Consider the following 13,488-nt stretch of genomic DNA (forward strand, 5'->3'; position numbering starts at 1 on the left):
TGAGTGCCCCGTGGCTTAGCAGCAAGTTAGCGCTCTGAAAGGTGACGATATCACTGGTCTCTTTGACTGATTTTTTTGTGATCAGCCAAATTTATGCTAGCATATCGCTCTTGTTTGCCGCTTGATCTCGTGTCATGGCAGCAAAAAATGAGATTTTTATTGAGACTACGACGGGTAACTGAATGATTTTTCAAAGAACTGTTCAAAAAATGGTACAGACCACTGGTGTTGGATTACATTCCGGCAACAAGGTGACGCTGCGCATTATGCCTGCCCCCGTTAATTCTGGGATAGTACTGACACGTACCGATCTCAGCCCTGCAGTGTCTATCCCTGCAAAGGCGGAGTTAGTGCGTGAAACTACTATGTGTACCGCACTTGTGAATGACGCGGGTATTCGTATCTCAACCATAGAACACCTATTCGCAGCCTTAGCTGGACTTGGCATAGATAACGCTGTTATCGAAGTCGATGCCCCTGAAATCCCTATTATGGATGGCAGTGCCAGCCCCTTTGTGTTTTTATTGCAAAGTGCGGGAATTAAAGAGCAGGCTGCGGCAAAGAAATACATTAAAATCAACAAGACAATACGTGTTGAAGACGGCGATAAATGGGCTGAATTGAAGCCATTTAAAGGCTTTAGAGTTAATTTTAAAATTGACTTTAATCATCCTGAAATTGCCCGTAGTCAGCAGCATATGGTGATGGACTTTTCGACCTCTGCGTTTGTAAAAGACATCAGCCGTGCCCGTACTTTTGGTTTTATGCGCGATATCGAGTACTTGCGTGCTAATAATCTCGCCCTGGGTGGCAGCATGGAAAATGCGGTTGTGTTGGATGAATACCGCGTCCTCAACCCCGATGGTCTGCGTTATGAGGACGAGTTTGTAAAACACAAAATTCTAGATGCGTTCGGTGATCTGTATGTAGCAGGTCATGCGATAGTCGGAGAGTTTTGTGCATTCAAAACCGGCCATGCGCTGAACAACCAGTTAGTTAGAGCCTTATTAGTACAGCAAGATGCTTGGGAATTGGTGAGCTTCGATAAAGAAGCCGATGTGCCTGTGAGCTTTATGGTGCCAGGCACTCAAGCCTTCGCATAGCGCGTTAAGATTGCCTATTACGGCTGGCCAATGCAGCCAGCCGTTTTAGTTTCTCACCTAGGGACCCTTCCACGTTTTCTGCCAGTGCTTGCAAGTGTTCAGCGGCGACCGAGCTCAATTGAGTGTGTGCGACATTGGTTTTTGATTGCGCTAAGGCTAATCCTGGGTTGACTTTAACCTCAATTGCGGTAAGCATTGGAAGCGTCTCATTCTGCAGTTGGGTTAATAATGCAGATTTCTGAAAATTTATTCTGGCGGCCCAGGCTGCAGATGTGGTTTCAATCACAAGAACACCCTGGCGAAGGTTAGCGACTTTTAGCTCCTGCGCCACAGGGCCATTGAGGATCTGCTTCACATGTTGATTCAGATTATTCAATAGTTCTGCTTTCTCAGCCATTTCGGGCAGTTTCCCGAATTGATGTACTAAGTTGCTGAGGTCTTGGGGGGGCTTTTTCATATAATAATAAAATGGCTGGTTTAGGCTATGAGTGTAACAGTTTTTATCCAAGGTCGAAATGGCGTAACCCGTTGGCAACCGAGCAAACGCTGGTTATTGCTGCCTATCCTTCTACTTGCTTCAGGCACGGGCCTGTATCAATACAGTAGCGATCGTTTTGAAAGCCAGCAAGCCAAAGCCGACAAGAATCAAAAGCTGCGGGAACAACAGAAGCAGCAAGTACTGCAGCTTAAAAATGCAACCGAAACCCAATTGGTGACCTTGGTGACACATGTCGCCAAGATGCAAGCAAAAATTACCCGCCTAGAAGCCCTTGGCCAACAAGTGGCTCAGCACAACCTCCTCGATGACCAATTTGATTTCAGCACTGAAATCGGCATAGGCGGCCCAAGCGAATTTGGCTCAAGCATTGAATTAAACCAGCTTATCGACGATATGGATAAGCTGGCTGCAAGAATTGATAATAATAATGTTCAGCTGTCTCTACTTGAAACAGTGGCATCTAATCTCCATATAGATGAAGAGCGTTATATATCAGGGCGACCAATCTATAAAGGTTGGTTATCTTCGCCCTATGGTTTACGAAATGACCCTTTTAATGGCAGGAGAACTATGCACAAAGGCATAGACTTCGCCGGAACAGAAGGGGCCGATGTGATTGCAACAGCAGCTGGTGTAGTTACTTGGGCCGGAAACATGTTTGGTTATGGTGAATTAGTGGAGATAGATCATGGTAATGGTCTGCGCACGCGCTATGGGCATAATAAGGCTTTGTCAGTAAACGTAGGTGACGTGGTTGCCAAAGGCGAGAAGATTGCCAATATGGGAAGTTCAGGCCGGTCTACCGGTCCCCATGTACATTACGAAGTATTGCGTAGTGGTCAGCAAATCGATCCTCGAAAATATGTCTATCGCAAGACAAGTTAATAGCATTAGCGGTTAGCGCACTCAATTAAACTCAACCTACAAGAGATAGTGATTAAGATGTTAGGCAAACTACTGACAAAATTATTCGGAAGTCGAAACGACCGTACCTTAAAAAACCTTGGCAAAATCGTCACCCAAATTAACGCATTAGAAGCAGACTTTCAAAAGCTGTCGGACGATGAGCTCAAAGCAAAAACCCTTGAGTTTCGTGAGCGTTTAGAAAAAGGTGAAACTTTAGACGACATTATGGCAGAAGCTTTCGCCACTGTGCGTGAAGCCTCTGTCCGTGTGTTTGAGATGCGCCCGTTTGATGTGCAGCTCTTAGGCGGCATGGTGCTAAACAGTAATCGTATTGCTGAGATGCGTACCGGTGAAGGTAAAACACTGACCGCGACACTGCCCGCTTACTTAAATGGTCTAAGCGGTAAAGGCGTTCACGTGATTACGGTGAATGACTACCTTGCTGGTCGAGATGCGGAAAATAACCGCCCATTATTTGAATTCTTAGGCTTAACCGTCGGAATTAACGTTGCGGGTATTGGCCAAGCCGAAAAGAAAATGGCGTACGCAGCAGATATCACTTACGGTACCAACAATGAGTTTGGTTTCGATTATCTGCGCGACAATATGGCGTTCTCACCCCAAGAGCGCGTTCAGCGTCCGCTGCATTATGCGCTTATCGATGAAGTGGATTCAATCCTTATCGATGAAGCTCGTACCCCTTTGATTATTTCTGGTGCAGCTGAAGACAGTTCAGAGCATTACCGTAAAGTGAATGTGCTTATTCCATCGCTTATCCGTCAAGAAAAAGAAGACACAGAAGATGAAGTTGGCGAAGGCGACTACAGCATAGACGAGAAAGGCAAGCAGGTTCATTTGACTGAACGTGGTCAAGAGAAAGTTGAACTCTTGTTAATTGAATCAGGCATGTTAGCCGAAGGTGACTCTCTGTATTCCGCGGCGAATATTTCACTACTGCATCACGTGAATGCGGCATTGCGTGCCCACACCTTATTTGAAAAAGACGTTGATTACATAGTACAAGACAATGAAGTGATCATAGTCGATGAGCATACTGGCCGTACTATGCCTGGACGTCGTTGGTCAGAAGGCTTACATCAAGCGGTTGAAGCCAAAGAAGGGGTTCATATTCAAAATGAAAACCAGACTCTAGCCTCGATAACGTTCCAGAATTACTTCCGTCAGTATGAAAAGCTTGCCGGTATGACGGGTACTGCTGATACTGAAGCATTTGAATTTCAACACATTTATGGTTTAGATACCGTCGTCGTACCAACTAATAAGCCTATGGTTCGTAACGATATGGCTGACTTGGTGTATTTGACGGCCAGTGAGAAATACGCTGCGATTATTAAAGATGTTGAAGGTTGCCGTGAACGTGGTCAGCCCGTGCTCGTAGGTACAGTTTCCATTGAGCAGTCTGAATTATTGGCATCATTGCTGAAAAATGCCAAAATTCCCCATAGCGTACTTAATGCTAAATTCCATGAAAAAGAAGCTGAGATTGTGGCTCAAGCAGGCCGCACCGGCGCGGTAACCATAGCCACTAACATGGCGGGTCGTGGTACGGATATCGTCTTGGGTGGTAACTGGAAGGTTGAGATTGAAAACTTAACCAATCCAACGGATGAGCAAATAGCAAAAATACGTGCCGATTGGCAAATCCATCATGACGCCGTTATTGCTGCAGGTGGTTTACATATCTTAGGTACAGAACGTCACGAATCTCGTCGTATCGATAACCAGCTTCGTGGTCGTTCAGGTCGTCAAGGTGATGCGGGTTCATCACGCTTCTATCTCTCCATGGAAGACAGCTTAATGCGTATCTTCGCTTCAGAGCGAGTATCCGGCATGATGAAGAAACTCGGCATGGAAGAAGGCGAAGCCATCGAACATCCTTGGGTATCGCGGGCCATTGAGAATGCACAGCGTAAAGTTGAAGCACGTAACTTCGATATTCGTAAGCAATTACTTGAATACGATGATGTGGCTAACGATCAACGTCAGGTGGTTTACTCACAGCGTAATGAGTTGATGGACGCAACGAGCATTCAAGACACCATCAAAAATATCGAAGCCGATGTGATAAATGATCTAGTGGATCAATATATTCCACGTCAATCACTGGAAGAACTGTGGGATGTACCTGGGCTTGAGCAGCGATTCCACCAGGAGTTTGGCATTCAATTGCCAATTCAGCAATGGTTAGAGAAAGAAGAAGACTTGCATGAAGAAACCTTGCGTGAGCGCATAGTGGCTTCGTGGAGTGATGCATACCAAGCTAAAGAGGCTATGGTCGGAGCCGATGTGCTACGTCAATTCGAAAAAGCGGTCATGTTGCAAACGTTAGACGGACTCTGGAAAGAGCATTTAGCGGCGATGGATCATTTGCGTCAAGGCATACACCTACGTGGTTATGCACAAAAGAATCCTAAGCAGGAATACAAGCGCGAATCTTTCGAGCTATTCCAACAAATGTTAGATTCGTTAAAGCATGATGTAATCAGCGTGCTATCTAAAGTGCAAGTTCAGGCACAATCAGATGTTGATGACATGGAGCAGCGTCGCCGTGAAGAAGAAGCGAAAATTCAACGTGACTATCAACATGCTGCAGCGGAAGCATTAACTGATGAGTCTCAAGCATCTAGCGACAACACACCTAAGACAATGATCCGTGAAGGTGACAAAGTGGGCCGCAACGATCCTTGTCCCTGTGGTTCTGGTAAAAAATACAAACAGTGTCACGGTAAGTTAAGCTAATCGACGCTATGGTAATGACCGACTTAGATACTTCTAAAGACAAGTAAACAAGATCCAGTCAGTAAAGGCAGCCTAATTAGGCTGCCTTTTTGTTTTAGCGGCGAATGAAACCAACTCTAATCGTCATAACACTCACTAAGAAGGGCGTTGAAATGGTCTTTAAATACCAAATTGTGGATAACATTGGGGGTAAATAGTGCATATCGTGTAGTTAAGTGGATAAGATGTAAAAAGATCGCCAAAAGACGATCTTTTTACACAAAAGCGCTTGCGTAAAATTATGATCTGCCTATAATGCGCAACCACTGACACGGCAAATGGTTCACACCAGCGCTGAGTCAGTTTGGTTTATAGGTTGATTTGAAAGAGTTAACCGGTTAAATCAAAGCGAAAAGAAAGTTTGAAAAAACACTTGACGCTGACAACGGATTGCGTAGAATACGCAGCCCAAGCCAACGACCTAGCGTCTAACGGCGATGTCTGAAAAATCGACATCAAGTTCTTTAACAATACGAACAAGAAATCTGTGTGGACACTCACAGGTATTGAGTTATTCGACAATTATTTAAATCAGTTTAACTGCTTTAGATAATCAAAAAATTTAAACTCAATGCAACGATGAATGTCCATAGCAATATGTACAAAAGACTTTGTTAACTTCGGTTGATAAAGCAATCAGAATTCATTGAGCCGAAACATTCCTTCTTATTATGTAAGAGTGGGTGTTTCAAAAAAACTTTAATTGAAGAGTTTGATCATGGCTCAGATTGAACGCTGGCGGCAGGCCTAACACATGCAAGTCGAGCGGCAGCGGGAAGATAGCTTGCTATCTTTGCCGGCGAGCGGCGGACGGGTGAGTAATGCCTAGGGATCTGCCCAGTCGTGGGGGATAACAGTTGGAAACGACTGCTAATACCGCATACGCCCTACGGGGGAAAGGAGGGGACCTTCGGGCCTTTCGCGATTGGATGAACCTAGGTGGGATTAGCTAGTTGGTGAGGTAATGGCTCACCAAGGCGACGATCCCTAGCTGGTCTGAGAGGATGATCAGCCACACTGGAACTGAGACACGGTCCAGACTCCTACGGGAGGCAGCAGTGGGGAATATTGCACAATGGGGGAAACCCTGATGCAGCCATGCCGCGTGTGTGAAGAAGGCCTTCGGGTTGTAAAGCACTTTCAGTCAGGAGGAAAGGTAGCGTGTTAATAGCACGTTGCTGTGACGTTACTGACAGAAGAAGGACCGGCTAACTCCGTGCCAGCAGCCGCGGTAATACGGAGGGTCCGAGCGTTAATCGGAATTACTGGGCGTAAAGCGTGCGCAGGCGGTTTGTTAAGCCAGATGTGAAAGCCCCGGGCTCAACCTGGGAATTGCATTTGGAACTGGCGAACTAGAGTCTTGTAGAGGGAGGTAGAATTTCAGGTGTAGCGGTGAAATGCGTAGATATCTGAAGGAATACCGGTGGCGAAGGCGGCCTCCTGGACAAAGACTGACGCTCATGCACGAAAGCGTGGGGAGCAAACAGGATTAGATACCCTGGTAGTCCACGCCGTAAACGATGTCTACTCGGAGTTTGGTGCCTTGAGCACTGGGCTCCCAAGCTAACGCATTAAGTAGACCGCCTGGGGAGTACGGCCGCAAGGTTAAAACTCAAATGAATTGACGGGGGCCCGCACAAGCGGTGGAGCATGTGGTTTAATTCGATGCAACGCGAAGAACCTTACCTACTCTTGACATCCACAGAAGCCAGCAGAGATGCAGGTGTGCCTTCGGGAACTGTGAGACAGGTGCTGCATGGCTGTCGTCAGCTCGTGTTGTGAAATGTTGGGTTAAGTCCCGCAACGAGCGCAACCCCTATCCTTATTTGCCAGCACGTAATGGTGGGAACTCTAGGGAGACTGCCGGTGATAAACCGGAGGAAGGTGGGGACGACGTCAAGTCATCATGGCCCTTACGAGTAGGGCTACACACGTGCTACAATGGCGAGTACAGAGGGTTGCAAAGCCGCGAGGTGGAGCTAATCTCACAAAGCTCGTCGTAGTCCGGATCGGAGTCTGCAACTCGACTCCGTGAAGTCGGAATCGCTAGTAATCGTGAATCAGAATGTCACGGTGAATACGTTCCCGGGCCTTGTACACACCGCCCGTCACACCATGGGAGTGGGCTGCAAAAGAAGTGGGTAGTCTAACCTTCGGGAGGACGCTCACCACTTTGTGGTTCATGACTGGGGTGAAGTCGTAACAAGGTAGCCCTAGGGGAACCTGGGGCTGGATCACCTCCTTACCTATACGACTAACTCATACCTGAAAGTGAGAAATCACCTTGAGTGTTCACACAGATTACTTGTTAACCTGACTTCTCTTATGAGAATAAAGGGTAGAGTGAAATGCGCCGCGAGCCGGTTAGCATTGTTCTTTAACAATTTGGAAAGCTGATAGTACTAACTAAAAGGCGCAGAAATGACGATTCGTTGTCGTTTGTGTGATTAGGTTAGTGCGAAAATAATATTTGTGTGCAAACACGAATATGAGTTCTCAAAACACTTTATTAAGTGTCTTGAATATTTTTAAAACTAAGGCGTGTCCACTTCCTACCCGGAAGGTGAGACAAGTAAAAACCAAGCTGGTCTCACTCTTTATTGAGTGACGTACGACTCAGTGTTTTTCTTATCATTTGTTTATGCAAAAGGTAAGCGCAGTTAATCGCTTGTTAGGCAAGGCTTGAAGTGGAACGACGAATGAGTGTAGCAGCGCTACATGATTGAGGAGTGACACTGAAAACGATGCATAACAAGATGAATAACAAGCGAAAAGAAGAAACCTATCTGGGTTGTATGGTTAAGTGACCAAGCGTATACGGTGGATGCCTTGGCAGTCAGAGGCGATGAAGGACGTAGTAACTTGCGAAAAGCGTTGGCGAGCTAGTAACAAGCATTTGAGCTAACGATGTCCGAATGGGGAAACCCGGCCACACAAGTGGTCATCATAACGTGAATACATAGCGTGATGAGGCGAACCTGGGGAACTGAAACATCTAAGTACCCAGAGGAAAAGAAATCAACCGAGATTCCCCTAGTAGCGGCGAGCGAACGGGGATTAGCCCTTAAGTCTATGGGGTGTTAGTGGAATGGTCTGGAAAGTCCAGCGGCACAGGGTGATAGCCCCGTACACGAAAACTAACCGTAGATGAAAACGAGTAAGGCGGGACACGTGACATCCTGTTTGAATATGGGGGGACCATCCTCCAAGGCTAAATACTCCTGACTGACCGATAGTGAACCAGTACCGTGAGGGAAAGGCGAAAAGAACCCCTGTGAGGGGAGTGAAATAGAACCTGAAACCGTATACGTACAAGCAGTGGGAGCGGTTCTTGAGACCGTGACTGCGTACCTTTTGTATAATGGGTCAGCGACTTACATTTTGTAGCGAGGTTAAGCGAATAGCGGAGCCGTAGGGAAACCGAGTGTTAACTGCGCGTTTAGTTGCAAGGTGTAGACCCGAAACCGAGTGATCTAGCCATGGGCAGGTTGAAGGTTGAGTAACATCAACTGGAGGACCGAACCGACTAATGTTGAAAAATTAGCGGATGACTTGTGGCTGGGGGTGAAAGGCCAATCAAACTCGGAGATATCTGGTTCTCCTCGAAAGCTATTTAGGTAGCGCCTCGAGCGAATACCATTGGGGGTAGAGCACTGTTAAGGCTAGGGGGTCATCCCGACTTACCAACCCTTTGCAAACTCCGAATACCAATGAGTACTACTCGGGAGACAGACAGCGGGTGCTAACGTCCGTTGTCAAAAGGGAAACAACCCAGACCGTCAGCTAAGGTCCCAAAGTACTAGCTAAGTGGGAAACGATGTGGGAAGGCTTAGACAGCTAGGATGTTGGCTTAGAAGCAGCCATCATTTAAAGAAAGCGTAATAGCTCACTAGTCGAGTCGGCCTGCGCGGAAGATGTAACGGGGCTAAGCTAGTCACCGAAGCTACGGGTGCATTTCATTAGAAGTGCGCGGTAGAGGAGCGTTCTGTAAGCCGTTGAAGGTGAAGGGGTAACCCACGCTGGAGGTATCAGAAGTGCGAATGCTGACATGAGTAACGATAAAGGGGGTGAAAAACCCCCTCGCCGGAAGACCAAGGGTTCCTGTCCAACGTTAATCGGGGCAGGGTGAGTCGACCCCTAAGGTGAGGCCGAAAGGCGTAATCGATGGGAAACAGATTAATATTTCTGTACTTCTGCTAACTGCGATGGAGAGACGGAGAAGGCTAGGCTAGCGCGGCGTTGGTAGTCCGCGTTTAAGGTGGTAGGTTGAATTCTTAGGCAAATCCGGGAATTCGTACTTTAATGTACAGGCTGAGAGCTGATGACGAGTCACTAAGGTGATGAAGTAGTTGATGCCATGCTTCCAGGAAAATCTTCTAAGCTTCAGGTTAGTAGGAATCGTACCCCAAACCGACACAGGTGGTCGGGTAGAGAATACCAAGGCGCTTGAGAGAACTCGGCTGAAGGAACTAGGCAAAATGGTACCGTAACTTCGGGAGAAGGTACGCTGCTGTTGGTGATGGGACTTGCTCCCTAAGCTGACGGCAGTCGCAGATACCAGGTGGCTGCAACTGTTTATCAAAAACACAGCACTGTGCAAAATCGCAAGATGACGTATACGGTGTGACGCCTGCCCGGTGCCGGAAGGTTAATTGATTGGGTTATCTTCGGAGAAGCTCATGATCGAAGCCCCGGTAAACGGCGGCCGTAACTATAACGGTCCTAAGGTAGCGAAATTCCTTGTCGGGTAAGTTCCGACCTGCACGAATGGCGTAATGATGGCCACGCTGTCTCCAGCCGAGACTCAGTGAAGTTGAAATTGCGGTGAAGATGCCGTATACCCGCGGCTAGACGGAAAGACCCCGTGAACCTTTACTATAGCTTGGCACTGAACATTGAACCTACATGTGTAGGATAGGTGGGAGACTTTGAAGCATGAACGCTAGTTTGTGTGGAGTCGTCCTTGAAATACCACCCTTGTAGTTTTGATGTTCTAACCTGGACCCCTTATCGGGGTTAGGGACAGTGCCTGGTGGGTAGTTTGACTGGGGCGGTCTCCTCCCAAAGAGTAACGGAGGAGCACGAAGGTTGGCTAAGTACGGTCGGACATCGTACGGTTAGTGCAATGGCATAAGCCAGCTTAACTGCGAGACATACACGTCGAGCAGGTACGAAAGTAGGTCATAGTGATCCGGTGGTTCTGAATGGAAGGGCCATCGCTCAACGGATAAAAGGTACTCCGGGGATAACAGGCTGATACCGCCCAAGAGTTCATATCGACGGCGGTGTTTGGCACCTCGATGTCGGCTCATCACATCCTGGGGCTGAAGTCGGTCCCAAGGGTATGGCTGTTCGCCATTTAAAGTGGTACGCGAGCTGGGTTCAGAACGTCGTGAGACAGTTCGGTCCCTATCTGCCGTGGGCGTTGGATGATTGAAGGGAGCTGCTCCTAGTACGAGAGGACCGGAGTGGACGAACCGCTGGTGTTCGGGTTGTCATGCCAATGGCATTGCCCGGTAGCTACGTTCGGAATCGATAACCGCTGAAAGCATCTAAGCGGGAAGCGAGCCCTAAGATGAGTCATCCCTAGAGCTTTAAGCTCTCTAAAGGGCCGTAGGAGACTACTACGTTGATAGGCAAGGTGTGTAAGCGTTGTGAGGCGTTGAGCTAACTTGTACTAATGACCCGTGAGGCTTAACCATACAACCCAGATGGGTTTTACTGATAACCTTAGTAATAGAAATAGAGCGCTTAATAAAGTGCGAACTCAAAACGAAATCAGCTTTCCGAATTATTATTTAATGCACAAATGAGTGCGTTAGATAGGAGCAATTTATCAAATACATCCCTGTATTTGACCCTAACGGGCCGCACTAAAGTGCGTTAAAAATTTGTTCCGTACAATTTTTTGTCTGGAAACCATAGAGCTGTGGCACCACCTGATCCCATTCCGAACTCAGAAGTGAAACACAGTATCGCCGATGGTAGTGTGGGGTCTCCCCATGTGAGAGTAGGTCATTTCCAGGCGCCTAATTTCTCGTAAGAGAAAGTCTCCTGATAATGACATATCAGCGACTTAAAAAGAATTTAGCATGCAGCGTAAGCAAATTGCTAAAGGAGCGGTAGTTCAGTTGGTTAGAATACCGGCCTGTCACGCCGGGGGTCGCGGGTTCGAGTCCCGTCCGCTCCGCCAACTTCAGATGAAGGCCTTTGCAGGAATGCAAAGGCCTTTTTCGTATCTAAAATTTACGAATGAACATCAAAAACTGATACCCATTACGATTAAAGACTTCCAGTTTAGCCCAATCCCTATGACATAATCTTTTTACCCTATTTCGACGTTCAATGAACGTATTCCATGCAGTACAGCATTGCTCAACAATATCGTTAACTTCGGCTAGGTCCTGCGTATACCAACCAGCACCATCAAGGATCAGATCATTGCCTGTAGCTATCGACATTTGCTTTTAATGCTGCCTCATCCATCTTAAAATCAAATATCAACGCGATCATAAGGAAGATAGACAGGAGTATATCGCTGGCTTTATACCAATCACATTAATTATGTGATCTATCAGAGCGCCTCAAGCTTTTCAATTCAAGGCGCATTAATGCAGTAAGGGTTGTTCCCTTTCAAACCTCATTCTTGCACAGGAATGCAACAATGAAGTGGAACGCTTGAGACGCTCCCGAAGGGCGGGTTTCAAAGGGGGTTTCTCTGCGTTGAAGACTTTTGACATAGCACCACTATTGTAATGGTCAAGTTTTTCTGGAGAGATTTTAAGCCGCTTTTTTTAACTCATTATATTTTTGATGTGGCGTCTTATAATCTATTGCCGAATGTCTGCGTTTGTAATTGTAGAACTGAATATATTGCTCAACCACGCTCACTACTGCGCTGTGATTTATAAAGGTAGTGTTCATAATTCTGTGTCATTTCAGTAAACTGTACAAAAACAGGAATGACACATGACTCAACCTTTTAACTTTGAACAAGCCCTTAAAGATCTTCAAGCGGGTAAAAACCTCACAGGCAAAGACAGTATTCTTGGCCCCTTGATTAAACAACTTACCGAAGCGGCGCTTCAAGCCGAACTTGAGCAGCACTTGGCTCATGATGAGCAACCTAACCGCAAGAATGGTAAAACGGCTAAAACGATTAAGCACCTGTCAGGCAGCTTTGAGCTAGAAACGCCTCGCGATAGAAATGGCTCCTTCGAACCTCAGCTCATCAAGAAGAACCAAACCACGCTCACCGATGAAATCGACCGCAAAGTGCTGTCGATGTTCAGCATGGGCATGAGCTACCGTGACATCAATCAGCACGTCGAGGAAATGTACGGCATTAATGTTTCCAGCGTGACCATTAACGCCATAACTGACAAGCTCATTCCTGAGCTTAAAGCCTGGCAACAGCGCCCACTCGACAGCCACTACCCGATTGTCTGGCTCGATGCGATACATTACAAAGTCAAAGAAGATGGCCGTTACATCAGCAAAGCGGTGTACACCCTGCTAGCCCTTAATATGCAAGGAAAAAAAGAAATACTCGGCCTGCATTTATCTGAAAATGAAGGGGCTAATTACTGGTTATCTGTGCTGACCGATCTTAATAATCGCGGCGTAAAAGACATCCTTATCGCCTGTGTTGATGGCCTGACGGGGTTTCCTGAAGCCATCGCCAGTATCTTCCCGAATACAGAGACGCAGTTGTGCGTCATTCACCAAATTCGCAACTCAATGAAGTACGTCGCCTCGAAAAACCAGAAGGCGTTCATGGCCGATTTAAAGTGTGTTTATCGCGCGGTGAGCAAGGAAGCGGCGGAGCTAGCGTTAGATGAACTAGAAGCGAAATGGGGCGAGGCTTATCCACTTGTTATTAATTCTTGGCGCCGTAAGTGGCACAATTTATCGCACTATTTTAAGTATCCAGAGCACATCAGAAAAGTAATTTACACCACGAATGCGGTGGAAGCGGTACACCGTCAATTTAGGAAGTTAACCAAAACTAAAGGGGCTTTTCCTAATGAAAATAGCTTGTTGAAGCTACTTTATGCTGGCATATTGAACGCCTCGAATAAATGGACAATGCCCATTCACAATTGGAGCCTTTGTTTATCTCAGTTAGCGATTTATTTTGAAGGGCGTTTAGACAGCGTGCTAGAAATTTAAACTTAACCT

The 13,488-nt window shown here is 46.8% G+C and carries 5 protein-coding genes, 1 tRNA gene, 3 rRNA genes and 1 pseudogene; 8 read left to right on the top strand and 2 right to left on the bottom strand.

Going from position 1 to position 13,488, the window contains the following annotated elements; genetic code table 11:
- Positions 1-182 precede the first annotated feature (182 nt).
- Positions 183-1,103: a UDP-3-O-acyl-N-acetylglucosamine deacetylase gene (lpxC, locus tag SDEN_RS01895; protein ID WP_011494822.1), complete on the top strand. Its 921-nt coding sequence runs from the start codon at positions 183-185 to the stop codon at positions 1,101-1,103.
- A gap of 4 nt (positions 1,104-1,107) precedes the next feature.
- Here the strand turns inward: lpxC and SDEN_RS01900 are convergent, their stop codons facing one another.
- Positions 1,108-1,560, bottom strand: coding sequence for a DUF721 domain-containing protein (locus SDEN_RS01900; RefSeq protein WP_011494823.1), 453 nt, complete (start codon positions 1,558-1,560; stop codon positions 1,108-1,110).
- Positions 1,561-1,587: 27 nt separating this feature from the next.
- On the opposite strand from SDEN_RS01900, the gene SDEN_RS01905 reads away from it, so the two are divergent.
- The 6 genes from SDEN_RS01905 to SDEN_RS01930 all read left to right on the top strand — a co-directional run bounded on the left by SDEN_RS01905 (position 1,588) and on the right by SDEN_RS01930 (position 11,500).
- Entirely contained in the window at positions 1,588-2,487 is a 900-nt protein-coding gene (locus SDEN_RS01905) for a M23 family metallopeptidase (RefSeq protein WP_011494824.1), read from the top strand.
- Between the two features lie 57 nt (positions 2,488-2,544).
- A complete protein-coding gene (gene secA / locus SDEN_RS01910) occupies positions 2,545-5,268 on the top strand; it encodes a preprotein translocase subunit SecA (RefSeq protein ID WP_011494825.1) in 2,724 nt (907 codons plus the stop codon).
- 739 nt (positions 5,269-6,007) lie between these two features.
- Positions 6,008-7,552 (top strand): 16S ribosomal RNA (locus tag SDEN_RS01915).
- 552 nt (positions 7,553-8,104) lie between these two features.
- A 23S ribosomal RNA gene (locus tag SDEN_RS01920) occupies positions 8,105-11,009 on the top strand.
- A 209-nt stretch (positions 11,010-11,218) separates the two neighbouring features.
- Positions 11,219-11,334 (top strand): 5S ribosomal RNA (gene rrf, locus SDEN_RS01925).
- The 16S, 23S and 5S rRNA genes sit together here with 1 tRNA gene alongside, the layout of an rRNA operon.
- 89 nt (positions 11,335-11,423) lie before the next feature.
- Positions 11,424-11,500 (top strand) — tRNA-Asp (locus SDEN_RS01930).
- A 587-nt stretch (positions 11,501-12,087) separates the two neighbouring features.
- Here the strand turns inward: SDEN_RS01930 and SDEN_RS20440 are convergent.
- A pseudogene (locus SDEN_RS20440) lies at positions 12,088-12,222 on the bottom strand (IS3 family transposase); the annotation flags it as partial.
- Positions 12,223-12,276: 54 nt separating this feature from the next.
- On the opposite strand from SDEN_RS20440, the gene SDEN_RS01940 reads away from it, so the two are divergent.
- Positions 12,277-13,479 carry an IS256-like element ISSde5 family transposase gene (locus SDEN_RS01940; protein ID WP_011494826.1) on the top strand — a complete coding sequence of 401 codons (1,203 nt, stop codon included), beginning with the start codon at positions 12,277-12,279 and terminating at the stop codon, positions 13,477-13,479.
- Positions 13,480-13,488 lie beyond the last annotated feature (9 nt).

Source organism: Shewanella denitrificans OS217, assembly GCF_000013765.1.
GTDB lineage: Bacteria > Pseudomonadota > Gammaproteobacteria > Enterobacterales > Shewanellaceae > Shewanella > Shewanella denitrificans.